Origin of the sequence: Streptomyces regalis (assembly GCF_001509475.1) — a bacterium.
GTDB classification, from domain to species: Bacteria; Actinomycetota; Actinomycetes; order Streptomycetales; family Streptomycetaceae; genus Streptomyces; species Streptomyces regalis.
In genome coordinates, this window is record NZ_LLZG01000405.1 from 16192 (window position 1) to 40790 (window position 24599).

A 24599-nucleotide genomic window follows, 5' to 3' on the forward strand; every position below is an offset into this window, starting at 1 on the left:
ATGCTGCACCCCACCACTGACAATCCCTCTGACCTGCGCCGACAGCGCTGGTGTCACATTCCGGGTGCCCAGGACCGTCGTACTCACAGAGAAGGGACGAAAGGCGACCCCGAGCACAAGGGAGACCCCAGCCATGCACCGCATCACCGTCATCGGCGGCGGCTTCGCCGGACTCACCGCGGCCATCACCGCCGCCGAGGCGGGCGCCAAGGTCACCGTGTACGAAGCCCACCACACCCTCGGCGGGCGGGCGCGGACCGCCGAGGGGCCGTACCGGACGAACGAAGGACCGCACGCCCTGTACAACGGCGGCCCGCACTGGGCCTGGCTCAAGCAGCGCGACCTCATCGGACCGCTCGCGCCGATCCCGCCCCTGGAGGCCGCCCGGCTGCGGCTGCGGCACCGCGGCGTCCTGCGTCGCACCCCGCCCTTCGCGATGCTCAAGCTGCTGCGGCGCGGCCTGCCGCAGGCGCCCGTCGATGTCGACTTCATGACGTGGGCCACGGACATCGCCGGCCAGGAGGGCGCCCGTGCCGCCGCGCACTACTCCGCCGTCGCCCTGTTCCACCACGACCCCGGCGCCCTGTCCGCCGCGTTCGTGCAGGAGCGGCTGCGCCGGGCCACCAAGCTGCCGCCGGAGGCGCACTATCCGCGGGGCGGATGGGCGACCATGATCGACCGGATGGCGGCCCGGGCCTGGAATCTCGGGGTGCGGATGGAGACCCTCTCCCGAGTCGACAGCCTCGACGACCTCGACAGCCTGACGACCGGCACGCCCGTCGTCGTCGCCACGTCCCTCGACGCCGCCCGCCGCCTGCTCAAGGACGACTCCCTGACCTGGACCAGCGGCCGTACGGCACTCATCGATCTCGCCGTGCGGACCCGGCGCGGGGACGCCTTCGCCGTCTCCGATCTCGACGAGACGGGGTGGCTGGAGCGGTTCACCGCGCAGGACCGTTCTCTGGCGCCGGCCGGTGAACAGCTGATCCAGGGGCAGATCCCGATCGGCCCGCACGAGTCCAGGGCCGACGGCATCGCCCGTGCCGAGCAGCTTCTCGACCTCGGTTTCCCCGGCTGGCGCGAACGCGTCACCTGGCGGCGCGAGTCCGTCGCAAACGGCCGTACCGGGGCCGTCGACCTGCCCGGCACCAGCTGGCGCGACCGTCCGGCCGTCGACCGCGGCGACGGGATCTATCTGGCGGGCGATCAGGTCGCCGCCCCCGGCGTGCTGTCCGAGGTCTCCTTCAACAGCGCGCTCACGGCCGTGTCCCTGGCCCTCGGCCGGCACGCCCTTGACCTCAAGCGAGCTTGAGGTTGAAGGGTTGGTTCCTGACAACTTCCCAGCACAGCACATCCGATGGGGGACCCGTATGCACGCCATCCGCCTGCACACCTTCGGCCCGGCCGAGAACCTCACCTACGAGAACGCCGACGACCCGGCACCCGGCCCCGGCCAGGTCCGTATCGCCGTGGAAGCAGCCGGCGTCCACCTCGTCGACACGGCCCTGCGCGAGGGCGTCCAGGGCCCGGCACCGCAGCCGCCCACGCTGCCCACGATCCCCGGCCGCGAGGTCGCCGGCGTCGTCGAGTCCCTCGGCGAGGGCGTCGCCGCACTGTGGCTCGGCAAGCGCGTCGTCGCGCACCTCGGGTTCGCGCCGGGCGGCTACGCCGAGCTGGCCGTCACCGACGTCGACCGCGTCCACGAGATCCCGGCGAACCTCGGCTTCGCGGAGGCCGTCGCCATGATCGGCACGGGCCGTACGACGATGGGGATCCTGCAGTTCGCGGAGCTCGGCCCGGGCGCGGTCGCCGTGATCCCGGCGGCCGCCGGCGGCATCGGCACCCTGCTCGTGCAGTACGCCAGGAACGCTGGCGCTCTCGTCATCGGCCTCGCCGGAGGCCCGCAGAAGGTCGCGCGCGTGCGGGAGAACGGCGCCGACCTCGCCGTCGACTACACGGACCCGGCATGGCCCGAGAAGGTCCGCGCCTTCCTGGGCGGGCGGCCGGCCACCGTCGTCTTCGACGGCGTCGGCGGCGACGTGGCCCGCGAGTCCGTCGCCCTGCTCGGAGCGGGCGGCCGACACCTCGTCTTCGGCTGGTCCGGCGCAGGCCTGCACGACGGCGAGCCCCACTTCGTCGACGGCGTCTCCGAGCAGGTCCTCGGCCCCGTGATGATGCAGAAGACCGGCGGCCCCAACCCCGTACGCACCCTGGAACTGCGCGCCCTCGCCGAAGCCGCAGCAGGCCGCCTTGTCCCGGCCGTCCAGCGCTTCCCGCTCGCCGAGGCGGCGGCCGCCCATCGCGCCCTCGAAACACGCGGAACCACCGGAAAGGTGGTACTGGAGCCATGACCAGCCGCAAGCACTCCCCAAAGGCCCTAAAGACCTCAAAGGACCCAAAGGCGATACCTCGCCCCTCCCCAGAGGCGACTCCTCAGCCCTCACCAGATGCGATACGACCCGAATCATGGTCTTCTGGCCAGGTGAGTTTCACCCGAACAGGTGAATTCGCCGCGGACGCCGACCCCCGCCGCTGGTGGGGGTCGGCGATCATCGCGCTCGCGCAGCTCATGGTCGTCCTCGACGCGACCATCGTGAACATCGCGCTCCCCTCCGCACAGAGCGACCTGGGCATCTCCGACGGCAACCGTCTGGGGGCACCCCCTCTGGGGGAGGGTGATCACCGCCTACACCCTGGCCTTCGGCGGACTGCTCCTGCTCGGCGGCCGGATCGCCGACCTGGTGGGCCGCAAACGCACCTTCGTCATCGGCCTCGTCGGCTTCGCCGCCGCCTCCGCACTGGGCGGTGCCGCCACCACGTCCGGCATGCTCTTCGGCGCCCGCGCCCTGCAGGGCGTCTTCGCCGCCGTACTGGCCCCGTCGGCGCTGTCGTTGCTGACCACGACCTTCACCGACCCCAAGGAGCGCGGCAAGGCCTTCGGCATCTACGGCGCCCTGGCCGGCAGCGGCAGCGCGATCGGGTTCATCGTCGGCGGTCTGCTCACCGAGTACCTGGACTGGCGCTGGTGCCTGTACGTCAACGTGCCCATCGCCGTGATCGCCGTGATCGGCGCCCTCGCCCTGCTCCACGACAGCCCGGGCCACGCGGGCGCCCGCCTCGACGTACCCGGCGTGCTGCTCGGCTGCGGCGGCCTGGTCGCCCTCGTCTACGGCTTCAGCGAGGCCCAGCCGCGCGGCTGGACCGACGGCCTGGTCCTCGCCCTCTTCGCGGTGTCGGCCGTCCTCCTCGCGTCCTTCGTGTGGTGGCAGACGCGGGCCCCGGTGCCCCTGCTGCCGCTGCACATCATCAAGGACCGCACCCGCGCCGGCTGCTTCCTCACCATGGCACTCGCCGTGATCGGCATGTTCGGCCTGTTCCTCTTCATGACCTATTACCTCCAGGTCATCCTCGACTACTCGCCGGTGATGACCGGCCTCGCCTTCCTGCCCCTCACGACCGCGATCATCACCGGCTCCACCCAGATCGCCGCCCGCCTCCTGACCCGGGTGGCGCCCCGCCTGCTCATGGCCCCGGGCGCCCTGCTGGCGGCGGTCGGCATGATGCTCCTGACCCAGCTGACGGTGCACTCGTCCTACGCGGCCGACATCCTGCCCGCCCTCATCCTCATGGGCCTCGGCATGGGCCTGATCTTCATGCCGGTGTTCGCCACGGCGACAGCGGGCGTGGCCCCGCAGGACTCCGGGGTGACCTCCGCGACGATCAACACCTCGCAGCAGGTGGGCGGTTCGATCGGTACGGCCCTGCTGAACACCATCGCCACCACCAGCAGCGCCGCCTACATCACCGCCCACCTCACCGACCCGGCCCAGCGGGCCCTGGTCACCAAGGAGGGCATCGTCCACGGCTACACCGTCACCATCTGGTGGGCCGCCGCCATCATGCTCCTGGCCGGCCTGGTCGCGGCCCTGATGGTGACGGCGAAGCCCCCGAAGCACGGCGCCCCGCAGGCACCGGTACCGGAGTCGGTGCCCTGAGAAACGGGGGGAGGGACCCCACCGGACCGCGGAGCCCCTCCCCCACCCCGCTGATCACCGGCAGCGCACTCATGAGTATCCAGCGGCGAAAGCTTCCCTCAGTGCCGCCCCGCCACCCGGTCGGCGAACCGCGCCAGCTTCGAGGGCTCCCCGCTGTTGGTGGTGTGCTCATGCCGGTCCGCCGCCCGGTACGTGGCGTACAGCCCGTGCACCCCGAGCCACCGCAGCGGCTCCGGCTCCCACTTGCGCACCTTGTGGCCGACCCACGGCAGATCGGTCAGCTCGGTGCGCCCGCCCTGGCCGGAGTCCTGCTGCACCAGGTCCCGTAGCGTCCGGGCCGCCAGGTTGGCGGTGGCGACGCCGGAGCCGACGTAACCGCCCGCCCAGCCGAGCCCCGTCGACCGGTCCAGGGTGACCGTCGCGCACCAGTCGCGCGGCACGCCCAGCACGCCCGACCAGGCGTGCTCGATCCGGACCGGGGCCAGCTGCGGGAAGAAGCGCACGAGGAGCTCCCGCAACGCCTCGACCGTCGCCCCCTGCGTGCGCCCGTCGTTGTCGGTCCGCGAGCCGAAGCGGTACGGCACTCCGCGCCCGCCCAGCGCGATCCGTCCGTCGGCAGTGCGCTGCGCGTACATGTAGGCGTGCGCCATGTCACCCAGCGTCTCGCCCCCGTCCCAGCCCACCGACTCCCACTGCTCCTGCGTCAGCGGCTCGGTGGCGATCATCGAGGAGTTCATGGGCAGCCAGGTCCGCTTCTGGCCCTTCAGGGCGGCGGTGAAGCCCTCGGTGCAGCGCAGCACATAGGGCGCGCGGACGGTGCCGTACGGCGTCACTGCGTGCTTGGGCCGGATCTCCGTCACCGGCGTCAGCTCGTGGATCGTCACGCCCAGCGCCACCACGGCCGCCGCGAGGCCCTTCACCAGCTTCACCGGGTGCACCCGCGCCCCGTGCGGCGTCCAGGTCGAACCGACCGCGTCCGCGACCTTGACGCGCTCGGCGGTCTCGCGGGCACCGAACAGCTCACGGTCCTTCTCGCCGTACGACAGCTCGTGCTCATGGAAGGCCTTCAGTCGCGCCAACTGGGCCGGGGTCCGGGCGACTTCGAGCACCCCGCCCTTGTGAACGCCGGCGTCGATGCCCTCTTCCTCGGCGGCCCGTACGACCTCGTCGACGGTGTCGTTCATCGCCCGTTGCAGCCGTACGGCAGCCTCGTGGCCATGCAGCTTCGCGTACCGGTCACGCCCCGCGATGCCGTTGTACAACCACCCGCCATTCCGCCCGGAGGCGCCGTACCCGCAGAACTTCTGCTCCAGGACGGTGATCCGGAGGAAGGGGACCGCCTTCTTCAGGTAGTACGCGGTCCACAATCCGGTGTATCCCCCGCCCACGATCACCACGTCCGCGGAGGCGTCCCCCGCGAGCGGCTCCCGCACCTCGGGGAGGCCGTCGTCCGCGTACCAGAAGGAAATACCGCCGTTCACGGCACCACTCACCGAGCTGCTCATGCGAGGACGTTAATTGGCGTGAGCCGATTCCGGGAGCCCCGTAGGGTCGGCAGTGTGATCGACATTCCGCAGGAGCTCGCCGCATCACAACAGAGGTACAACGGGGAGGCGGGCCGCGCCTTCATCGCCGGACTCCCGGACATGACAGCCGACTTCCTCGACCGCTGGGAGCTGACGCTCGACGGACGGCCGATGCACGGGGTCGCCGCCCTGGTCCTCCCCGTCCTCCGCCGCGACGGCACCCCGGCCGTCCTGAAACTCCAACTCCTCGACGAGGAGAGCGAGGGCGAACCGGTCGCCCTGCGCGTGTGGGACGGCGACGGAGCGGTACGCCTCCTCGACCACGACGAGCCCACCGGCACCATGCTCCTCGAACGCCTCGACTCCTCCCGCATGCTCGCGCACTACCCGGACGTCCACGAGTCGGTCCTGGTCATCGCCCGCCTCCTCGCCCACCTCACGTCCTTCCCCGCGCCCGCCGGCCTGCGCCGCCTCGGCGACATCGCGCAGGCCATGCTGGAGCAGACGCCCTGGGCCCTGGAGCGCATCCCGGACCTTGAGGCCCGCCGCATCGTCGCCGACTGCGCCGCCGCCGTACGCGAGGTCGTCACCGACCCCGGCGACCGCCTCCTGCACTGGGACCTCCACGACGAGAACGTCCTGGCCTCCGACCGCGCCCCCTGGCTCGCCATCGACCCCAAGCCCCTGGCCGGCGACCCCGGCTTCGAACTCTGGCCGGCCCTCGACAACCGCTTCGACGCCGCCGACGTCCGCTGGCGCTTCGACGCCATGACCGACGTACTCGGCCTGGACCGATCACGCGCACGTGCCTGGACGTACGCCCGACTCCTCCAGAACTGCCTCTGGGACATCGAGGACGACCGCCCCCCGGAGAACCGCCAACTGGAAATCGCCAGACGCCTGCGCGAACCCCACGGGCGTTCCTGACCCACAACTAGGACACCGAGGAAGCCGTGAGCCGCGGACCGGCAACGCCCCAAGGGGCGCGGGACAGCATCGACATGCGGCTCCGCCGCAGGGCGCGACCCCCACCCACACACCAGCACCCGACAGACCACCCAAGGCCCCGAGCTCTCAGCCGCCGAAGCTACAAGGCCCTCCGCACCCGCCCCCTGGAAAACCGCCAACTGGAAATCGCCAGGCGCCTACGCAAGCCCCGCGGCTAACCTCACCCCATGATTCGCCCCGCCACCCCCGCCGACGTCCCCGCCCTCCACACCCTGATCCGGGAACTCGGCTAGTGCGAAAAGGCGTTGGAGGATGCGAGGGCAACGGGGCCGCCGAGGAGCAGCCCCACGAGGCCCTCTTCGGCGACCGCCCCGCCGCCTATGTGCACATGCGGCCATCCACACGACCGGCGAGACCGTCGGCTGCGCGATCTGGTTTGTCAACTGCTCGTCGATGGATCGACGAGCTTGCACAACGAGCGCCACTGGCTGTGACGCGGCGTTTGCGTCCAGCTCCACCACGGTGAAGCAGAGGCGATTGACTGCGCCCCGCACCTACGCGGTCAAGCGTCCCGTATGAAACCGGGTCCACCAGCGATGCCGGATCTGTGCCTTCGGGGACTCCCGCGTGGGAGCGGCAACGTACCGTATTCCATGGGACGTTAGCCAGCTCAGGCCAACACATAACAGTGTGAACGTACTTCGCATGAGCCCTCACCGAATGGGCACGGCTTCCTGGCATGAGCCCCACGAATATGCGCCGCATGGACTCCCCCGCCCCTGAGCCCGACTTCATCCCCGGCCTCGAACTCGCCCGCCGCTTCTACACCGACGCCGTACGCCCGTTGCTGGAGGAGGCCGCTCCCGGAGTCCCCCACTCCGCCGCCCGCATCGGCAGCGGCTCCGAGGTGCTCGGCTACGACACCCCGCGCTCCGCCGACCACGAGTGGGGCCCGCGCCTGCAGGTCTTCCTGCACCGCCACGACGTGCCCCGCCACGCCGCCCGCATCAGACACGTGCTCGCCGAACACCTCCCGAAGACGTTCCTCGGCCACCCGACGATCCCCCACTCTCGACTTCGCTCGAGCGGGGGGACCCCCATCGCCCCCACCGATGAGGCGGACCGGGACATCCGCGTCATGCGGCTCACCGACGGCCCCGTCCACCACCGCGTCCAAGTCACCGGCACCTCCACCTGGTTCACCGACACCCTCGGCTTCGACCCGGCGCAGGGCATCACCCCGGCCGACTGGCTGGCCACCCCCACCCAGCTCCTCGCCGAGGTCACCGCGGGCGCCGTCTTCCACGACGGCCTGCACACCCTCACCCCGTTACGCCGAGCGCTGCACTGGTACCCCCACGACGTCTGGCTGTACGTCCTGGCCTGCCAGTGGCAGCGCATCGCGCAGGAGGAGGCCTTCGTGGGCCGCTCGGGCGAGGTCGGCGACGAACTGGGCTCCGCCGTCACCGCCGCCCGCCTGGTCCGCGACCTGATGCGGCTCTGCCTCCTGATGGACCGCCGCTACCCCCCGTACGGCAAATGGCTCGGCAGCGCCTTCGCCCGCAGCCGCGTCGGCCCTCGTCTGACCCCCGACCTCACTGCCGCCCTCGCCGCCACCGACTGGCACACCCGCGAACAGCACCTCGCCCGCGCGTACGAGATCGTCGCCCACCTGCACAACGAACTCGCCCTGACCGACCGCGTCGCCCCCACCACGCGCCCGTACCACTCCCGTCCCTTCCAGGTCCTGCGCGCCGACCGCTTCACCGAGGCGCTCACCGCCCGCATCACCGACCCGGTCCTGCGCGACCTGCCGCTCGTCGGGGCGGTGGACCAGTTCCTCGACAGCACCGACGTCCTGGCCCGCCCCGAACTGACCAGGGCCGCCAGCCAGGACATGCGAAAGCCCGGGTCAGAGCAGATCTGACGCCGCGACCGCTTTCAGTTCCCGCTGCACGGCCTCGCCGATCGTCCCGGCGTCACCCCCACGCAGATGGCTGACGACGGTGAGGGTGTAGGCGTCGGCGGTGTGGACGAGGCAGAGGTTCGCCGTGCCCGGCGGGGAGAGCTGCGGCAGGGGCACGATGCGCGACAGGGGACGACCGTGCAAGTGGCTGGGGTTGTCCCGCCACTTGAAAGCGGTGCACAGGCTTGTGGTGAGTTCCGGGCGGGCCAGCCTCTTGGCCATCACTCCGGCCAGCCACGGCACGTTACGCGCGGCGGCCTGCAGTGCCGGAAGGATCGCGCGATGGGCGTCGCAGCGTCCGTCGAACGCCGCCACCGCATCCTGGCATGCCTGCAGGCGGGCCACCGGTGATTCGAGGTCGACGGGCAGCGCCATGCGCAGCGCGGTGACGCCATTGCCGAGATGGTGGGCGTTGTGACGGGTCCGCAGGTCGACCGGCACTGTGGCGTAGAACGGGGTCGATCCCTTCGGCCAGGACCGCAGGGGCCCGTGGCAGGCGCGCAGGGCACCGGCGTACGTGCTCAGCAGAAGCTCGTTGAGTGTCGACCCGCGCCCGCCGGCCGGCTGGCGGCGGGCTGTGCGCATGACCTGCGGGTCGAGCTCGACCACGGCCACTGACGGCCGCGGTTCGCCGAGCGGAGCCGGAGGGAGGGGCCGACCGGGCACCCCGATACGGCGCAATTCCCTGCACACAGCGGCGGGACCGACACGGGGGCGCTGTCGCCCCGCCGCGAGCGGGTGCGCCACCCCCTCTCCGAGAGGCCCCGGCGATACGGCGTCGTCCATCAGCAGCCGGAAGAGGGTCTCCAGGGATCTGCCGTCCAGCAGCGCGTGATGGGCGAGCAGCACGACGGCGTGCCCCGTGACCAGCAGCCGCCACAGGGGCCGTTCGACCGGCAGCCGGTGACTGACACCGTCGGTGAGCAGGGACTCCAGATCCTGGTCCGTGGCAGTGATGTGCGCGGCGGGATCGAACGGCCGGGCGGCCGACCACCGGTGGCCCGACAGCGCCGCCGGCCCGGTGGGGGGCTGCAGGACCAGGCTCATCCGGTCCAGCCCGCCCCACCGTTCCCGTACCCGGGACCGCACCTGTGCCAGGTCCAACGGCCCTCCGGGAAACACCGCCGCGATGCCGATCGTCCCCGGCATTCCGTTGCGGAGGTGCCCTTCCTCGATGGCCGTCAGCCTCATGTTCCACAGCCTCTCGTTCCCAAGTCCCCCCTGAGTACCCGCCTCCCGTGATCAGGCGTGGGGTGAATCGAACACGACACAGGCGTTGTGGCCACCGAAGGCGAAACTGTTGCTGATCACCGGCCCGTCCGGGATCTTGCGTGGCTCAGCGGTGACCACGTCCAGTTCGCATCGCGGGTCCAGCCGCGTGAGATGAGCCGTCGGAGGCGCGAGTCCCTCATGCACGGACCAAGCCGTGATCACGGCTTCCAGCGCTCCGGCCAGCCCCAACCCGTGCCCGGTCACAGCCTTGGGCGCGGTGACCGGCACCGCACGCGAGCCGAACAGGGCGGTGATCGCCTGCGCTTCCGCGAGGTCGTTCAGCTCGGTGCCGGTGCCGTGCGCGTTGACATGGGTGACGGCCTCGGCGGTCGTACCGGCGTCGGCGAGCGCCTGCTCCATGCACGCCCGCGCACCGGCACCGTCGGGGTGCGGTGCCGTGAGGTGGTGGGCGTCGGAGGTACGGCCGTACCCGGTCAGCGTGGCGTAGATCCGGGCGCCCCGCGCGCGGGCGTGGTCCAGCCGTTCCAGCACCAGGAACGCCGCCCCTTCGGCGAGGACGAAGCCCCGCCGCCCGACGTCGAACGGCCGTGACGCGGCAGCGGGATCCTCGCAGTCGGTGACCATCGCACCGGCCCGCCCGAAGGCCAGCGCGGTCGTCGGAGTCAGGGGGCTGTCATGGCCTCCTGCCACCACCACGTCCGCGCATCCCGCCCGGATCATCTGCATCGCCTCACCCACCGCATGCGTGCCGGAGGCACACGCGGTGGACACCGTCAGACTCGGGCCGGTGATACCGAGCCGGGCGCTGATCCAGTACGCCCCCGCGTTGTGCATCAGCCGAGGCGCGTACAGCACATCGGGATGCCCGATGCCGCTCTCCTGACTGATCACCCCGCCGTAGCCGGTGCCGGTGACCACCGCCCGCCGGCCGGCTGCGACATGGAGCCCTCCGGCGTCCTCCACGGCGTCCGCGGCCGCGCACACGGCCATCTGCACCGAACGGTCGGACCGCCGGGCCTCCTTGGGCGTCAGACAGCCGGCCGGGTCGAAGTCGGGCATCGCACACGCCGGGTACACGACGGTGCCCTCGTCGTCGAACACATGCAGCGACGTTGCCGAACGGCACTCCACCAGGCTCTCCCACAGCGCTGCCGGACTCGCTCCGGCGCCGCACCGCACTCCCAGGCCGGTGACGGCGACAGCGGGTCGGCGGATCACCGGGCGAGGGGGCTGTGGGCGGCATGGGTGGTGCGCAGCCTCACGATGAGGTCGGCCACATCACCCACGGTGGACACTCCGGCCTTGTCGGTCCCTTTCAGGGACACGCCGAACATTTCCTCCGACGCCACTTCCAGTTCGGTGATGTCCAGGCTGTCGGCGCCCAGGTCGGCCACCAGCCGCGCGTGCGGCAGGACCGCCTCCGGCGGCACCGACATCACCCGCGCGCACAGCGGGCGCAGCGCTTCCCATACGTCGCCGTGTTCCACTTCCATGCAACTGCCTCCATCTCCTGGTGCCGTCAGGGCCGACTCACACCGACGGCGTCGCCGTGCGGGCCCATGTCTCGAACTCCGTGACGACCGCGTCGGCAAGCCGTCTCGCGTCGTTCGGGCGCAGGTTGCACACCACGGTGAGCGTGAACGCGTCCCCCGCCTGGGCCAGGGCGAAGCTGGCCGTGCCCGGGTGCTGCAGGGGCGGCAGCCCGACCGTGCGCACGAGCCGGCGGTCCTGGAAGGTGCTCGATCCGCCGGGCCACTTCATGGCCGTGGTCGCGGTCGCCGCGAAGCAGGAGTGGCGGCCGCGGTCGGCCAGCAGCCCGGTCACCCACGGGCCCGTCCGGCGTGCCGCTTCCGCCGCGGGGAACAGCACGGTGGCGTGGACCGCGGCCCGGTCGGGGACGGTGGCCATCGCGGCCTGACACGCCCGCAACCGCGCCACGGGACCGTCCACGTCGACGGGCAACGGAACCCGAACCACCGTGAGGGTGTTCCCGAGTTCCCTCGGATTCGACCGGGTGCGCAGGTCGCACGGTACGGCCGTGTACACGGGTTCATCCCGCTGCCGCCACCGCCGCACCGGACCGTACTGGGCCCGCAGCGCTCCGGCCACCGCACCCACGAGCAGCTCGTTCAACGTCGCGCCCCGGCCGTCGGCCGGCTGCCGGCGCGCGGATCGGACCGTGTGCGCGGGCAGTTCGCACACCGCGACCGAGGGGTACGTCTGCTCCTGCGACCGGATCGGAAGGGCCTGTCCCGCGGCCGCCATCGTCCTGAGCTCCCTGGCCGCCGCCCGCAGCCCGGTACGCGACAGCGGCGCCGACCGGCCTGACTCCCTCGCCACCACAGGGCTGTCCATCAACAAGCGCATCAACGTCGCCAGGGAGCGCCCGTCCAGCAGCGCATGCTGGGCCACGAGCGCCAGGGCGAAGTCACCGCCGTGCGCCGCGTCCGGGACCACGAAGAGCCGCCAGGGCGGCACGCCGCCGGCGAGCGGCCGGTCCGCGCTCTCCGCCCACAGATCGTCCAACTTGGTGCGTGCCACGGTGACATGCACGGCGGGAGCAAAAGGCCCCGGTACGACCCACCGCACCCGCCCCTGCCGCCCGACCGGCCCCCGCCGCGCCGTCCCGGCCCTGCCCTGCGAACGGTCGAGCACACAGTTCATCCGCTCCAGGCCCGTCCACCGCTCGGCGACCCGCGCCCGCACCTGGTCCACATCGGGCTGCCCGCCGGCGAAGACCGCCGCCAGTCCGATGACTCCCGGACACCCGTTGAGCAGCAACATCTCGTCGGCACAGGACAGTCTCATGCGATACGTCGCCATCCTCATCCTTTGCTGTCCGCGGCCGACGAGCTCCGACTCACAGTCCGACGCCCGCCCCCGTGGTGGAGCGGGCGTCGGACCTAACGCTTCACACGGACTACTTGACCGCGCTGTTGCAGCCCATGTCCGAACCGAGGTGGCTGGGCTGCGCGCCCGGCGAGCCCTCGCCGTTGAGCGCGTTGGCCACCGCGCCGTTGAGGACGCCGAGGCTGCCGAGGACGTCGATGTTCATGTCGTGCGAGCGGCATTCGATGCCCTGCGTGATGTCGAGGTCGTGGGCTCCCCCCTCACCGTGCGCGAAGGCGGTGCCGACGCCGAGGGAACCGACGCTGCCGAGGACGGCGCCCAGGAGGGCGACCTTCTGAAGCTTGTGCATTACTTCTCCGTTGGTCTTGCGGATGTGCTGTGCAGCAGATCGAGTGGGAACGGTGGTCACTTGGGAGCAAGCCCTCAGCCGAGTCGGGGCAGGCCCAACTGGCCCACGGGAGGCGCCGCGACCTGTCCGAGGCCGAGCCCGGGAACCTGCGGTGCGCTCGCCGGCGACAGCAGCGGGTTGATGAGCGGGTTCACCTGGGGGTTGACCTGCGGGTTCACCTGCGGCGCGACACGCGGCGGGGGCTCCGGGTTGAAGACCTGAGGCGCGTTGACCTGCGGAGCGACCTGCGGCATGACCTGCGGCGCCGTCTGCGGGGTGACCTGCGGCACGACCTGCGACACCGGCGACTGCTGCGGGGCGGCGTGCTGCTGGGCGTGCGGCGTGCTGGAGGCCTGCGCGGCGCCACCCGACGAGGCCGAGGCGGAGGCATGGCCGCTCTGCTGCGGGGCGGGCGCCGGGGCCTGGTAGTGGGGCGCCGGCCGCGGAGCCGTGGCCTGCGCGGTACCCGTCGAACGAGCCTCGGCCACGGCCTGCTGAGGTGCCTGGTACTGGGGGGCGGGAGCCGCGTACTGGGGCGGCGCGTACTGCGGAGCGGGCGCCGGGGCGTACTGAGGCGGCGCGTACTGCGGGGCCGGCGCCGCGTACTGGGGCGGCGCGTAATAGGGAGCAGGCGCCGGGGCGTACTGAGGCGCCGGGTACTCGGGAGCAGGCGCTGGGGCACCGTTGTACCCGGCGGGATAGTAGTCGGCCGCCTCGCTGACGCCGGCGCCGATGGCGGTCAGACCGCCGGCCGCCGCTACAACGAGCGCGGCCTTGTGAAGCTTGCGCATGGAACCCTCGGCCCTTCATTACCTGTGCAGGGAAATCCGTTGTATTTCTGTGCAATCTTGCGTGCGCTCAGTCTGATATTCGTACTGCGCCCTTACAGGGGTAATGCCTGAGCTGTCATGTGGACTTCACGCCGGAGGCGGCAGCAGATCCCGTTGCCCTCTCTCTGATTCCTGACCGCTGCCCTCTCTCAGCTGGCAACGACATTTGTGCGGTCAAGTCACGGGATCCAAAAACCCGTCACTCCATTGCCATCGATCGGATAACCGGTTCTCCGGACTTGTCACCCCGCCCAGGAAAGCGAATGGGTGACCGCATCCCGGCTCACGTGACCGGACCCGCACTTATCTCGTTCCGCACAGGGCCAGAGCGATGGCCCATCGCAGCCGTAGGGCAGCAGAAAAGCAATAGCTGCACCGACTCATAGCATTTCCATACGTTCCATGCACAGGTCAATGAAGGGCCGAGGTTCCATGCGCAAGCTTCACCAGGTCGTGCTCGTCGTCGCAGCAGCCAGTGGTCTGTCCGGCATCGGCGTCGGCCCCAGCGTCGCCGACGCCCCCGTCGGGTACGGCACCGCTCCGGCTCCCGCGCCGCAGCAGGACGCCCAGGCCGCCACGTGGACCCGCTCGCAGGCCAACGTCCAGACGTCCAACATGCCGGCCCAGCAGCGGCAGGCGGCGCCTCCCCAGCGGGGCGCCGAGGTCAGCCCGCAGCTCAACCCCCAGCTGAGCCCGCAGCTCAACCCGCAGATCTCCCCTCAGCCGGCCTCGCAGGAAGCCCCGCTGCACAACTCCAACCTCTTCCGCCCGTACCAGGAGTGCAGCCCGCAGTCCCTGCTCAACGCCGCCGTCCCGGTCGCCGTACTCGCCGCCGCCGAGAACCGTGGCATCGACTGCCACCAGGCCAACAGCCAGGCGAACGCCGTCTCCAGCGCACGCTCCACCAGCTAGAGCGTGCTTCAGGAAGATCCGACGAAGACTCAGCGGGCGGCGCCGGACGCGCCGTTGCCCCGAGGGCACCAAGTCCCGCCGTCCGCCTGAGCACACAGAACGGCAGCCGATCCACGAGGCAGCGCGCAGACTCCCCGCAGCGCGCTGCGACTTCTGGGTGCTTTCACCACGAGATCACAAACCCCGGCGCGTCGTCGGGACATTTACGGATACTTCGTATTAACTCCCATAACAGTACGAAGTCGATCTTTCACGGATCGCACCCACCTCACTCCACCGGAGATGACATGCACAAGCTTCGCAAGGCTGCCGTCCTGGTCGTCGCCCTCGGCAGCGTCGGACTTCTGGGCGCCGGCACCGCCACCGCGCACGGCAACGACGGGCACGGCGGCAAGGGCGGGGACAAGTTCAGTGTCCTGCAGAGCTCCTCCTGCAAGTCGCACGACCTGAACCTCGACGTCCTCGGCCAGGTCGGCATCCTCAACGGCCTGCTGGGCAACGCGCTCAACGGCGAGGGCAACGCCGGTGGGCAGGACACCCACCTGGGCTCGACCATGGGCTGCAACAACAGCGCGTTCTAAGAGCCTGACGGCCGCACTGGCGGCCGATGACGGGAAACAGGTCCCGGTACCGAGCCTCAGGCCCGGTGCCGGGACCCCTCTTTTTTTATGTCTATATGCAGCGCACAACCTGAATTGCCCGACCATCGGCCAAGGCGGTGAGACTTTTCCGAATTCGGCGTGCCGCCGATTGCTTTGGAATACTTCCTATTAGCCTCCGTAATCGTACGAAGTCGATCTGCAATAGGTCGCAACCACTCCACTCCACCGGAGATGAACATGCACAAGCTCCGCAAGGCCGCCGTCCTGGTCGCCGCCCTCGGCAGCGTCGGGCTGCTGACCGCCGGCGCCGCCCACGCCGACCAGGGCGGCTGGGGCTCGAAGAGCGGGGGCAGGAGCGGCTCGAGCTTCAGCATCCTGCAGAGCACGAGCTGCAAGTCGCACGACGCCAACGTCGACGTCCTCGGCCAGGTCGGCATCGCCAACGGCCTGGGCGGCAACCTGCTGAACGGCGAGGGCAACCCGGGCGCGCAGGAGACGTCCCTGGGCTCGTCGATGGGCTGCAACAACGCCGTCGGCAAGTGACGTAAGCCAAAACCTTCTCCCGGTGCCCCGGCCACGCAGGCCGGGGCACCGGGCTTTTGTCGGCCGACAGCCGCCCGGAAAGCCGAAATGCCGGACCGGGAGAATCCCGGTCCGGCATTCACAGATCGCCCCTCAGAACTTGATTTTGGGCAGCTTGTACCCCTTCGGCCACTTCGCCTTGTTGGAGCACTCCACGGTCGGCCCGGAATCCACGTCCCCGCCGTTCAACAGGCTCCCGTCAGGATGCACGAAGCGAGGCTGCTCGATCGTCTGGCAATCCTGCTTCTGCTTGACGAGATACCTGCCCTTCTTGTCCTTGCGGACGACCTCGCTCTTCTTGATGCAGACGATGTCGCCCTGCTCGGAGATCGTGCAGTCCCCCTTGGGGTCGTCGGCATACGCCGGCGCGACACCGCTGTAGATCACGGCGAGAGCACCAAGGAGCCCCGAGACGGTTGCGATCCTCTGTCGACCGATCATGTGCTGCCTTCCTTTGCAAATCGAGGCCCGAACGCCTGTGCCGTCGATCGGCACGCGCCCGAGCCTGGGAGAAGGTCGAAATACGATTGGGTGCAGCCCGGCCGCGCACCCTGATGGGTCTTCCGCGCGTCCGGGCTGCTTTGCTAAGGGTGTTGTTCAGCACACCGTTGGAAACGGTGTTCCGAGGGAAGTCGATGCGCCTGTCGTGACGTTGCGAGGCGACGTCCATGAGGCCGGCTGTGGAACGAAATTCCGAGCCGATACCGAGCCACTCGCCTCGCGACCGTCACGACGACAATCGCAGTGCCCTGAAACTCGCGCACCGAACCCTCGGCATTTCCTTACTGAGCGGCGATCGGAGCGGCGTACTCGCCGTAGCCGTACTCCGGAGCAACGGTCTTGGGAGCGACCTCCGGAGCAGCCTGCGGAGCGGCCTGCGGAGCGGCCTGCGGAGCGGCCTGCGGAGCGGCCTGCGGCGCTGCCGCGGGCGCGGCCGCAGGGGCAGCGTTCGCCGTGTCGTACGGGGCACCCCACGTGGCCACCGCGTTGGCCGTCGAGGTGGCCACCGCGGTGGCGTTCTGACCGTCCCAGTCACCCTCGCCGGCGAAGGCGGCACCCGCACCGGCACCGAAGGACAGCCCTGCAACCGCCGCGGCTACGACCGCAACGCGCTGAAACCTGCGCATAGTTTGACCCTTTCTTCCCGGGCACGAGGCCCTGGTTGACTACTTAGTGTGAGCATATACATGCGAACCGTAGCAATTTGGGATCTTTGACCCTTCTCTGTGTCGTGTCGGCCCATGCCAAGGAACCCTTCCGTCCGCTTCGCCATGGACGTGAAAGGCACTGTTCTCCCTTGAAAGAAACGACAGTTCCCCGAGGGCGAGTCACGGGCAGCGCGCGGCGGTCACCCGTTTGCCGACGGTGGCGTCCGTGGACGCGAAAGCGGCGGATGGCCGGACCAGGTCGCGCTGGTCCGGCCATCCGCCGCTTGAAGGCAGGGAAGTCGGGGGAGTCCGCCCCGGGTCTCAGATGGGCAATCCGAGCTGTGACAGGCGGGGTTCAGCGTTGTTGTCACTCTGGGGCGCCGGCACTTCGGGCGCCTCCTGAGCACAGGTGATCTGGGGACCGAGCCGAACCCGCCCCGGGTTCAGCAGACCGGCAGCGGGCAAGGTCAACGGCTCCGTCGGCTGGCAGGTCACCGACCGGCGCAGGGCGATGTCCTCGCCCTCCTTCGTTTCGCCCACGATCCGCTGGGTGCAGATGATGTTGCCCTGCGCGTCGGCGCCGCAGACGCCCGGCAGGGCTACGGCGTAAGCCTGGCCGACGCCGATCCAGGTCATGGCCAGGCCGCCGAGAAGCCCCGAGACGGCCGCGATCTTCTTTCCGTTGAACATGTCCTGCGTCTCCTTTGTGAGGGGTGCCCCGGGTGCCTTGCACCGCGAACTGCCGCGGTGGGCCCCGGGGATGTCGGAGAGGCGGGCCCCGGCGTCAGACTCGTGCCAGGGACGCGCGGGGCCGCATTGCTTACGAAGTGAAGGACTGACCTGAGGTGAACTGAAAGACCGACCTGTCGGCAGACACTGAGGCCGCAACCCGCGCCCGAGCCGAAGGCTTCAGGGCAGCGAGGTTCAGGTCGTGCGCGCGCAACCGCTCATCTACGCGCCGGAGTTCAGCGTCCTTGCGCACGCGTACGGGCCCGAGGAGCGGCTTTGCGCTCCGGGCGGCCGCACATGAACGGGCCCCTTCGGGGGGTGACCCCGAAGGGGCCCGCGGAAGGCGTCGGCACGGCTACGCCGCCGACCTCAACCAGTGAAGGCGTTGTTGAACTGGCCGCAGGTGGTGTCGAAGGTCTCGGCGAGGCCGAGCACGGCGATCGGCAGGTCGCCCTCGGCCACCGTCTGCGGGCTGCACTCCTGGTAGGGGCGGTAGAGATCGGTGCTCGCCTCGTAGGCGACACCGGTACCGGCACCGATGGCGGACAGGCTGCCGGCCGCGGCTGCGACGATCATGACCTGGTGAAGCTTGCGCATGGAACCCTCGGTTTTCATTACCTATACATAGAGGCTGATTGCCTACTGTGACTGCACGAACACTAGCAGTTACGAACCGGTTCCATGCCGGTGCATGTCCCGTGTCCGAGAGGGGAGATGGGTGCACGCGGCGTTGCCGAGGGTGACGGAGACGACTCAAACCCGGCCTGGCGCAGACTTACTTAAGAGCGAGCGTCGCGCTCAGGCTCTGTGGCGGGTTGTCGATGTTGGTGGAGCCCCCTGTCGGATTCGAACCGACGACCTGCTGTTTACAAGACAGCCGCTCTGGACCAGCTGAGCTAAGGAGGCCTGCACGCGCTGTCACGCACGCGCCCGTGCAGTGTACCCAGGTTCCGAGTGGGCCCTGTCGAAAATTTCCGCGAAGTTCACATGCCTCCAGGTACTGACAGATCGGGCGACCGCCAGGTAGCGTCCAGATCCAGTCCGCACATGTGGACTAAACCAACCACCTTCCTACAACGGATCGTCCGGCACGTTCCTGCCGGTAGAAGGGGGCCCATTCACCATGGCCACTGTCTCGTTCGACAAGGCGACCCGGATCTACCCGGGCACCGAGAAGCCCGCCGTGGACGCGCTCGACATCCACATCGAGGACGGAGAGTTCCTCGTTCTGGTCGGCCCGTCCGGCTGCGGCAAGTCCACCTCGCTCCGCATGCTGGCGGGGCTCGAGGACGTCAACGGCGGCGCCATCCGCATCGGTGACCGCGACGTCACGCACCTGCCGCCGAAGGACCGGGACATCGCCATGGTGTTCCAGAACTACGCGCTGTACCCGCACATGACCGTCGCCGACAACATGGGCTTCGCGCTCAAGATCGCCGGCGTGCCGAAGGCGGAGATCCGCCAGAAGGTCGAGGACGCGGCGAAGATCCTCGACCTCACCGAGTACCTCGGCCGCAAGCCGAAGGCCCTCTCCGGTGGTCAGCGCCAGCGTGTCGCCATGGGCCGCGCCATCGTGCGTGAGCCGCAGGTCTTCCTCATGGACGAGCCGCTGTCCAACCTGGACGCCAAGCTCCGTGTGTCGACCCGTACGCAGATCGCGTCGCTGCAGCGCCGTCTCGGCATCACCACCGTCTACGTCACCCACGACCAGGTCGAGGCCATGACGATGGGCGACCGCGTGGCGGTCCTCAAGGACGGTCTGCTCCAGCAGATCGACACCCCGCGCAACATGTACGACCGCCCGGCCAACCTCTTCGTCGCCGGCTTCATCGGCTCCCCGGCCATGAACCTGGTCGAGGTCCCGATCACCGACGGCGGCGTGAAGTTCGGCAACTCCGTCGTCCCGGTCGACCGTGAGGCGCTCGCCGCCGCCACCGACAAGACCGTCACCGTCGGCGTCCGCCCCGAGCACTTCGACGTGGCCGGCTCCGAGTCGGAGCAGGGCCTCGCGGTCACCGTGAACGTGGTCGAGGAACTGGGCGCCGACGCGTACGTCTACGGCACCGCCAAGGTCGGCGAGGACTCCAAGGACCTCGTCGTCCGCGTCAGCGGCCGTGACGTCCCGGAGAAGGGCAGCACGCTGCACATCGTCCCGCGCTCCGGCGAGACCCACGTGTTCTCGACCTCCACGGGTGCGCGGCTCTCCGACTGAGGAAGCGCCCGAGGGCACGTACAGGCAGCACAACCCCGGGTAATTCACCCAGGTTGACGAAGAGGGCCCCGCAGACCCCTGCGGGGCCCTTCTTGTTGTCGACAAATACCCCGACAGATCGGTCATTTCGAGCGCTGTGCGTCAACGCACCACCGAGAAGTGGCGCCACTCCGTCCCCCAAACCGGTGACCGAATGTCGCCATGTCAGCACCGAACGCTACTCTCACTCGCGTGAAGCACTCCACCACCCAACAGACACGACGCGGCCACCGGGGCCCCGCCCGCCAGCTCGGCCGCACTCTCGCCCTCGTCCTGCCCGTCGTCCTGGTTCTCTCCGGGACCCTCGCGGTCACCCGGGTCAACTGGTCGGGGAACCCCTCGGACTCGGTGCTCACCGCGACCGACGTCTCGAGCGCGGGCGCGAAGAAGGCCCCGCGCGCCCCGCAGGACGTGCTGCGCGACCAGCTGCTGACCGAGCTGCAGGCGGAGAACCCCAGCGTCGCCCTCACCCACCTCCAGCAGGCCGTCGACGACCGCCCGTCCCTCGCCCGGCACTGCGCCTCGATCGCCCGCGCCCTCGGCCGCGCCGCGGTCCGCATGTACGGTCCGACGCGTGCGCAGTCGTACGCCCGGCCCGTCTGCGACACCGCCTTCGCTTCGGGGGTGGCGGCGGCGCACAGTTAGCCCTTGTCGGCCTCTTTCGAGGAACACTCCCCTTCCGGACGGTAACGGCTGATTAAGGAACGGTTGCCGGCGAATGCCGCGAGCGGGGCGCCGCGTACAGTTCGGTCATGACTGATCCGAACGCCGCGTCCCGCCCCGTTCAAGCCGTCGTCCTGGCCGGCGGCCAAGGTTCTCGGCTGCGTCCGTACACCGACGACCGGCCCAAGCCGATGGTCGAGATCCCCGGTACGGGGACGCCGATCATCGGCCACCAGCTCGCCTGGCTCGCCGAAGAGGGCGTGACGGACGTGGTGGTCAGCTGCGGGCACCTCGCCGAGGTGTTGCAGGACTGGCTGAAGACGGCCGATCTTCCGCTCCATGTCACGACCGTCGTCGAGACGGAGCCGCTCGGACGAGGCGGCGGCCTGAAGTACGCTGCCGCGCACCTTCCGCACCCGGACAGGGCCTGGTACGCCACCAACGGCGACATCTGGACCCGCTTCTCGCTGCGCGACATGGCGGACTTCCACACCGAGCGCGACGCGGTCGCCACCCTCGCCCTCGCCCGGCCCCGGATCCCGTGGGGTGCGGTGAAGACGGACGGCTTCGGCCACATCACGGACTTCATCGAGTCCCCGCCGTCGACCTTCGAGATCAACGCGGGCGTCTACGTCTTCTCCCCCGCCTTCGCCTCCCTCCTCCCCGAACGCGGGGACCACGAACGCACCACCTTCCCCCACCTGGCGCGGGAACGCCGTCTGGCCGGCTTCCCGATCCCCCAGGGGGCGTACTGGCGCGCCATCGACACGGCGAAGGACCTGACGGAGGCGGCGAAGGAACTGGCGGCGCTGGGACGCTGAGAGCGTCGTCGGCCGGAGCGCGGTCGGGGCCGGGATGCAACGGCCGTAGTAGTACGCCACGACGATGGGCCCCGGACGGATTCACGTCCGGGGCCCATCGTCGTCGTAGCAGTCGGCGTCGGGGCGGTCTGTCAGCCGGTGGATCAGCTGCCGATCAGGTCGTCCACCGGCCCGTTCACCCCAACAGGCCGCCCACCAGGCCCGGTTCGTCGGGTGAGGAGCCGCCCGTCGAGCCGCCGCCGGAGGAGGGGCCTCCGGAGGTCGGGCCGGTGCTGGTGCTGGGGGCCTCGTCGGCCGGGGTGGACTGCTGGGGCGGGGCCTGTCCCGCCGTGCCCTGCGTCTGGCTGGGCGTACCGGCACCCGCGGTGCCCGTGTCGCTGGTGGCGCCCGGCGTGGTCGCGGCGCCCGCGCTGGGGCTCGCCGTGCCCGACGTGGCGCCCTGGGTGGGCGAGTTGGAGGCCGACGGCGTCCTCTTGTGCCGCTTGCCGGGCTCCTGCGGGAGCGGGGAGCCGGGCAGTTCGTTGCGGGGGGCCTCGCCTGGGCCGGGGACGACGACGCGGTCGGAGTCGCGGACCGCACCGCCGAGGAGGGAGCCGACGAGGAGGGTGAGGCCGGTGACGATCGCGGTGACGAGGGCGCCGCGGCGCAGGACGTAGCTGCGGAGCTCCCAGATGTCGGAGCGGGGGCCGAGACGCCGCCAGGCCATGCCGGCGAGACGGCCGTCGATGGAGTAGACGGGGGCACCGGCGATGATCAGCGGGGACCACGCGGCGAGATAGATGATGTCGGGGGTGTCGTAGACCGGGACGCTCTTCCAGCTGACGGTGAGCAGCAGCGCTGCGGACAGCAGGGCACCGACGACCGCGGCCACTCGCTGCCAGCACCCCAGGACCGTGAGCACGCCCACGATGACCTGGAAGAAGGCGATGACGAGCCCGGAGCCCACGGGGTGTTCGAGCGCGAACTGACGGAGAGGTTCGGCGACTTCCCACGGATGCAGGGTGTTGAGCCACTTCACCATCGAGCCGCGCTTGCCGCCGTCGAAGTAGACGGGGTCGCAGAGCTTGCCCATGCCGGCGTAGATGGAGATGAAGCCGAGGAAGACGCGGAGGGGGAGGAGGACGACGCCGAGGTTCATGCGGCGGCCGGGGTAGTAGGCGTGCCGCGCGGGGTCGTCGCCGGACCGCTTGAGCGGCGCGCCGGTCCCGTCCACCGCCTCGGGTTCCTCGAACTCCTCGTCCTCGTAGGGGAGTTCCTCGTCGTACGCGCTCTCGACCGTGCGCATGTTGGGCAGGAGACGGGCCTCGACGGACTCGTGCGTGCGCTGTGCGCCGACGATCGGTGTTTCGACGGTCTGCGTCAACTCGTCGTCGTAGCCGCCCGCGTAGCCCCGGTCATAGCCGCCGACCTCGACGCGCGGGATGACCTGGGTGCCCCCGGCGCCAGGGAGCGGTTCGTCGCCGTGGCGGACGCTGCCGTCCCGCACGGCCTGGAGCAGGCGGTGGGCGCCGGTGTCGTCGGGCGCGGACGTGCCGTTCCAGACGACGGGTCGGCGGCGGGCTGCGGGCGCGCCCGCTCTGCCGGCCGTGTTGACGAGGGGGATGCGGGTGGTGTCCTCGGTGGCGCTCAGGTGCCGCGCGATCCGCGGGGACTGGGGGCGCCGCGTCGACGCGCCCAACAACACGCGGAAACTCGCGTGATTGACGATGATCTGCGCCGGATCGCTCGGCACCTTCACCATGCTCAGCGCGGGAGCGTCGTCGTATCCCGACGAGCGGTCCCCCGTGGGTGTGCGGGGTGTTCTGGTGTCCACACTCAACTAACCGAGTGACGTGTGGTTAGGACACTGCCTTGACCGGCCGGATCTGTCCGGACCCCGTCAAGGATGCGCAGGTCGCACCACTGTCACCAGAATTGCCCCGCACGGGTGACGCCATGGACGCGTGTTCAGGCGCGTCGGCGGGCCGCCTCGTACAGGACGATGCCTGCGGCCACGCCCGCGTTGAGGGACTCCGCGCCGCCCGGCATCGGGATGCGGACACGGAAGTCGCAGGTTTCGCCGACCAGGCGCGACAGGCCCTTGCCCTCGCTGCCGACGACGATGACGACGGGGCCCGCCAGGGCCGCGAGGTCACCGAGTTCGCTCTCGCCGTCGGCGGCCAGACCGACGACCACGATGCCCGCCTTCTTGTACGCCTCCAGGGCGCGGGTGAGGTTCGTGGCGCGGGCGACCGGCGTACGGGCGGCGGTGCCGGCGGACGTCTTCCAGGCACCGGCGGTCATGCCGGCCGCGCGGCGCTCGGGTACGACGACGCCGTGGCCGCCGAAGGCGGAGACCGAGCGGACCACGGCACCGAGGTTGCGCGGGTCGGTCACGCCGTCGAGCGCGACGATGAGCGGGTCCTCGCCGTCGTCGTAGGCCGCGGCGGCGAGGTCCTCGGGGTGGGCGTACTCGTAGGGCGGGACCTGGAGGACCAGGCCCTGGTGGTTGAGGCCGTTCGTCATGCGGTCCAGCTCGGGGCGCGGGGCCTCCATGAGGTTGATGCCGCCGCGCTCGGCAGCGAGCTGGAGGGCCTCGCGGACGCGCTCGTCGTTGTCGATGAACTGCTGGACGTAGAGAGTGCTCGCGGGCACGCCTCCGCGCAGCGCCTCGACGACCGGGTTGCGGCCGACGACCAGCTCGGACGTCGACTTGCCGCCGCGCCCACGCGGCGCGGGACGGCGCAGGGCCTGCTTCGCCTTGGCGCCCGCGACGCGGTTCTTCTTGTGTCCCTTGCGCATCTCGGCGGGCGGGGTCGGGCCCTTGCCCTCCAGACCCTTGCGCCGCTGGCCGCCACTGCCGACCTGCGCGCCCTTCTTGCCGGACATGCGGCGGTTGTTAGCGGCCATGACCTACCCGTCTCTGCTCTGGAGAAGTGAAGCGTGTGTTCGTACGACTATGAAGTGTGCCGCCCGCAGGCCCGGACGGCACAATCGATCTTCCCGGGCACGGCCGGCCTCAGCGCGGGCCGAGGCTCCAGCGCGGGCCCTGCGGGCTGTCCTCGATGACCAGCCCCGACTGGTTGAGCTGGTCGCGGATGGCGTCCGCGGTGGCCCAGTCCTTGCGGGAGCGGGCCGCCTCGCGCTGGTCGAGGACCATGCGGACCAGGGTGTCG

24 protein-coding genes, 1 tRNA gene and 1 pseudogene are annotated in these 24599 nt (G+C 70.4%); 11 read left to right on the plus strand and 15 right to left on the minus strand.

Annotated elements, in window-relative coordinates; all coding sequences use genetic code 11:
* The first annotated feature begins 133 nt into the window (after positions 1-133).
* The 3 genes and pseudogenes from ADL12_RS44175 to ADL12_RS44185 all read left to right on the plus strand — a co-directional run bounded on the left by ADL12_RS44175 (position 134) and on the right by ADL12_RS44185 (position 3995).
* Entirely contained in the window at positions 134-1312 is a 1179-nt protein-coding gene (locus tag ADL12_RS44175) for an FAD-dependent oxidoreductase (RefSeq protein ID WP_062714139.1), read from the plus strand.
* Between the two features lie 58 nt (positions 1313-1370).
* A complete protein-coding gene (locus tag ADL12_RS44180) occupies positions 1371-2351 on the plus strand; it encodes a zinc-binding dehydrogenase (protein ID WP_062714141.1) in 981 nt (326 codons plus the stop codon).
* 131 nt (positions 2352-2482) lie between these two features.
* Positions 2483-3995 (plus strand): annotated as a pseudogene (locus ADL12_RS44185) (MFS transporter).
* A 98-nt stretch (positions 3996-4093) separates the two neighbouring features.
* On the opposite strand, the gene ADL12_RS44190 reads toward ADL12_RS44185, so the two are convergent.
* On the minus strand, positions 4094-5500 hold the full coding sequence (locus ADL12_RS44190) for an NAD(P)/FAD-dependent oxidoreductase (RefSeq protein ID WP_208614748.1): 1407 nt from the start codon (positions 5498-5500) through the stop codon (positions 4094-4096).
* 54 nt (positions 5501-5554) lie between these two features.
* Between ADL12_RS44190 and ADL12_RS44195 the strand changes: the two genes are divergently transcribed.
* Positions 5555-6448, plus strand: coding sequence for an aminoglycoside phosphotransferase family protein (locus ADL12_RS44195; RefSeq protein WP_107120185.1), 894 nt, complete (start codon positions 5555-5557; stop codon positions 6446-6448).
* Positions 6449-7208: 760 nt separating this feature from the next.
* Positions 7209-8396 carry a DUF4037 domain-containing protein gene (locus tag ADL12_RS44200; protein ID WP_244188267.1) on the plus strand — a complete coding sequence of 396 codons (1188 nt, stop codon included), beginning with the start codon at positions 7209-7211 and terminating at the stop codon, positions 8394-8396.
* Here ADL12_RS44200 and ADL12_RS44205 read toward each other — a convergent pair.
* The 6 genes from ADL12_RS44205 to ADL12_RS44230 form a co-directional block, all read right to left on the minus strand.
* Entirely contained in the window at positions 8382-9626 is a 1245-nt protein-coding gene (locus tag ADL12_RS44205; protein WP_062714150.1) for a wax ester/triacylglycerol synthase domain-containing protein, read from the minus strand. The genes ADL12_RS44200 and ADL12_RS44205 overlap by 15 nt on opposite strands.
* Before the next feature lie 51 nt (positions 9627-9677).
* The gene (locus tag ADL12_RS44210; protein WP_062714151.1) at positions 9678-10886 is read right to left on the minus strand and encodes a beta-ketoacyl-[acyl-carrier-protein] synthase family protein; all 1209 of its coding nucleotides are present in this window, start codon (positions 10884-10886) and stop codon (positions 9678-9680) included.
* The gene (locus ADL12_RS44215) at positions 10883-11161 is read right to left on the minus strand and encodes an acyl carrier protein (RefSeq protein ID WP_062714153.1); all 279 of its coding nucleotides are present in this window, start codon (positions 11159-11161) and stop codon (positions 10883-10885) included. Before ADL12_RS44215 ends, ADL12_RS44210 begins: the two co-directional genes overlap by 4 nt.
* A 37-nt stretch (positions 11162-11198) precedes the next feature.
* A complete protein-coding gene (locus ADL12_RS44220) occupies positions 11199-12476 on the minus strand; it encodes a WS/DGAT domain-containing protein (RefSeq protein ID WP_244188268.1) in 1278 nt (425 codons plus the stop codon).
* Positions 12477-12588: 112 nt separating this feature from the next.
* A complete protein-coding gene (locus tag ADL12_RS44225) occupies positions 12589-12867 on the minus strand; it encodes a hypothetical protein (protein ID WP_062714156.1) in 279 nt (92 codons plus the stop codon).
* 74 nt (positions 12868-12941) lie between these two features.
* Complete coding sequence (locus ADL12_RS44230; RefSeq protein ID WP_062714158.1) at positions 12942-13697, minus strand: hypothetical protein; 756 nt, start codon at positions 13695-13697, stop codon at positions 12942-12944.
* Positions 13698-14168: 471 nt separating this feature from the next.
* Here ADL12_RS44230 and ADL12_RS44235 point away from each other — a divergent pair, with 471 nt between their 5' ends.
* From ADL12_RS44235 to ADL12_RS44245, 3 genes are all read left to right on the plus strand, one after another.
* The gene (locus ADL12_RS44235; protein WP_062714159.1) at positions 14169-14648 is read left to right on the plus strand and encodes a hypothetical protein; all 480 of its coding nucleotides are present in this window, start codon (positions 14169-14171) and stop codon (positions 14646-14648) included.
* A 287-nt stretch (positions 14649-14935) separates the two neighbouring features.
* Positions 14936-15229, plus strand: coding sequence for a hypothetical protein (locus tag ADL12_RS44240; protein WP_062714161.1), 294 nt, complete (start codon positions 14936-14938; stop codon positions 15227-15229).
* Between the two features lie 258 nt (positions 15230-15487).
* Positions 15488-15793 (plus strand): hypothetical protein, encoded by a 306-nt coding sequence (locus ADL12_RS44245; protein WP_062714163.1) that lies wholly within the window; start codon positions 15488-15490, stop codon positions 15791-15793.
* 132 nt (positions 15794-15925) lie between these two features.
* On the opposite strand, the gene ADL12_RS44250 is transcribed toward ADL12_RS44245, so the two are convergent.
* The 5 genes from ADL12_RS44250 to ADL12_RS44270 form a co-directional block, all read right to left on the minus strand.
* Complete coding sequence (locus ADL12_RS44250; protein WP_244188269.1) at positions 15926-16273, minus strand: hypothetical protein; 348 nt, start codon at positions 16271-16273, stop codon at positions 15926-15928.
* Positions 16274-16614: 341 nt separating this feature from the next.
* Positions 16615-16959 (minus strand): hypothetical protein, encoded by a 345-nt coding sequence (locus tag ADL12_RS55855; protein ID WP_062714165.1) that lies wholly within the window; start codon positions 16957-16959, stop codon positions 16615-16617.
* 342 nt (positions 16960-17301) lie between these two features.
* The gene (locus ADL12_RS44260) at positions 17302-17670 is read right to left on the minus strand and encodes a hypothetical protein (protein WP_062714167.1); all 369 of its coding nucleotides are present in this window, start codon (positions 17668-17670) and stop codon (positions 17302-17304) included.
* 408 nt (positions 17671-18078) lie between these two features.
* Entirely contained in the window at positions 18079-18306 is a 228-nt protein-coding gene (locus tag ADL12_RS44265) for a hypothetical protein (RefSeq protein ID WP_062714168.1), read from the minus strand.
* A 231-nt stretch (positions 18307-18537) separates the two neighbouring features.
* A tRNA-Thr gene (locus tag ADL12_RS44270) sits at positions 18538-18615 on the minus strand.
* 217 nt (positions 18616-18832) lie between these two features.
* Between ADL12_RS44270 and ADL12_RS44275 the strand changes: the two genes are divergently transcribed.
* The 3 genes from ADL12_RS44275 (at position 18833) to ADL12_RS44285 (ending at position 21444) form a co-directional block, all read left to right on the plus strand.
* Positions 18833-19921 carry an ABC transporter ATP-binding protein gene (locus ADL12_RS44275; protein ID WP_062714171.1) on the plus strand — a complete coding sequence of 363 codons (1089 nt, stop codon included), beginning with the start codon at positions 18833-18835 and terminating at the stop codon, positions 19919-19921.
* Between the two features lie 231 nt (positions 19922-20152).
* A complete protein-coding gene (locus ADL12_RS44280; RefSeq protein ID WP_062714173.1) occupies positions 20153-20605 on the plus strand; it encodes a hypothetical protein in 453 nt (150 codons plus the stop codon).
* A gap of 107 nt (positions 20606-20712) precedes the next feature.
* On the plus strand, positions 20713-21444 hold the full coding sequence (locus ADL12_RS44285; RefSeq protein WP_062714175.1) for a nucleotidyltransferase family protein: 732 nt from the start codon (positions 20713-20715) through the stop codon (positions 21442-21444).
* A 175-nt stretch (positions 21445-21619) separates the two neighbouring features.
* On the opposite strand, the gene ADL12_RS44290 is transcribed toward ADL12_RS44285, so the two are convergent.
* The 3 genes from ADL12_RS44290 to ADL12_RS53540 all read right to left on the minus strand — a co-directional run.
* Positions 21620-23185 carry a DoxX family protein gene (locus ADL12_RS44290; RefSeq protein ID WP_062714178.1) on the minus strand — a complete coding sequence of 522 codons (1566 nt, stop codon included), beginning with the start codon at positions 23183-23185 and terminating at the stop codon, positions 21620-21622.
* A 206-nt stretch (positions 23186-23391) separates the two neighbouring features.
* Positions 23392-24333, minus strand: a complete 942-nt coding sequence (gene rlmB / locus ADL12_RS44295) for a 23S rRNA (guanosine(2251)-2'-O)-methyltransferase RlmB (protein WP_062714180.1) — start codon at positions 24331-24333, stop codon at positions 23392-23394.
* Between the two features lie 109 nt (positions 24334-24442).
* Positions 24443-24599, minus strand: a 157-nt coding sequence (locus ADL12_RS53540) for a CysS/YqeB C-terminal domain-containing protein (RefSeq protein WP_425265217.1), incomplete at its 5' end; no start/stop codon positions are given.

Bases quoted from the DNA above. Each gene is read 5' to 3' on its own strand.
- ADL12_RS44240 (WP_062714161.1), top strand. From the start codon at position 14,936: ATGCACAAGCTTCGCAAGGCTGCCGTCCTGGTCGTCGCCCTCGGCAGC.
- ADL12_RS44235 (WP_062714159.1), top strand. From the start codon at position 14,169: ATGCGCAAGCTTCACCAGGTCGTGCTCGTCGTCGCAGCAGCCAGTGGT.
- ADL12_RS44245 (WP_062714163.1), top strand. From the start codon at position 15,488: ATGCACAAGCTCCGCAAGGCCGCCGTCCTGGTCGCCGCCCTCGGCAGC.
- ADL12_RS44180 (WP_062714141.1), top strand. From the start codon at position 1,371: ATGCACGCCATCCGCCTGCACACCTTCGGCCCGGCCGAGAACCTCACC.
- ADL12_RS44175 (WP_062714139.1), top strand. From the start codon at position 134: ATGCACCGCATCACCGTCATCGGCGGCGGCTTCGCCGGACTCACCGCG.
- rlmB (WP_062714180.1), bottom strand. From the start codon at position 24,333: ATGGCCGCTAACAACCGCCGCATGTCCGGCAAGAAGGGCGCGCAGGTC.
- ADL12_RS44230 (WP_062714158.1), bottom strand. From the start codon at position 13,697: ATGCGCAAGCTTCACAAGGCCGCGCTCGTTGTAGCGGCGGCCGGCGGT.
- ADL12_RS44285 (WP_062714175.1), top strand. From the start codon at position 20,713: ATGACTGATCCGAACGCCGCGTCCCGCCCCGTTCAAGCCGTCGTCCTG.
- ADL12_RS44200 (WP_244188267.1), top strand. From the start codon at position 7,209: ATGAGCCCCACGAATATGCGCCGCATGGACTCCCCCGCCCCTGAGCCC.
- ADL12_RS44205 (WP_062714150.1), bottom strand. From the start codon at position 9,626: ATGAGGCTGACGGCCATCGAGGAAGGGCACCTCCGCAACGGAATGCCG.
- ADL12_RS44265 (WP_062714168.1), bottom strand. From the start codon at position 18,306: ATGCGCAAGCTTCACCAGGTCATGATCGTCGCAGCCGCGGCCGGCAGC.
- ADL12_RS44260 (WP_062714167.1), bottom strand. From the start codon at position 17,670: ATGTTCAACGGAAAGAAGATCGCGGCCGTCTCGGGGCTTCTCGGCGGC.
- ADL12_RS44290 (WP_062714178.1), bottom strand. From the start codon at position 23,185: ATGGTGAAGGTGCCGAGCGATCCGGCGCAGATCATCGTCAATCACGCG.
- ADL12_RS44250 (WP_244188269.1), bottom strand. From the start codon at position 16,273: ATGATCGGTCGACAGAGGATCGCAACCGTCTCGGGGCTCCTTGGTGCT.
- ADL12_RS44190 (WP_208614748.1), bottom strand. From the start codon at position 5,500: ATGAGCAGCTCGGTGAGTGGTGCCGTGAACGGCGGTATTTCCTTCTGG.
- ADL12_RS44225 (WP_062714156.1), bottom strand. From the start codon at position 12,867: ATGCACAAGCTTCAGAAGGTCGCCCTCCTGGGCGCCGTCCTCGGCAGC.
- ADL12_RS44220 (WP_244188268.1), bottom strand. From the start codon at position 12,476: ATGAGACTGTCCTGTGCCGACGAGATGTTGCTGCTCAACGGGTGTCCG.
- ADL12_RS44215 (WP_062714153.1), bottom strand. From the start codon at position 11,161: ATGGAAGTGGAACACGGCGACGTATGGGAAGCGCTGCGCCCGCTGTGC.
- ADL12_RS55855 (WP_062714165.1), bottom strand. From the start codon at position 16,959: ATGCGCAGGTTTCAGCGCGTTGCGGTCGTAGCCGCGGCGGTTGCAGGG.
- ADL12_RS44275 (WP_062714171.1), top strand. From the start codon at position 18,833: ATGGCCACTGTCTCGTTCGACAAGGCGACCCGGATCTACCCGGGCACC.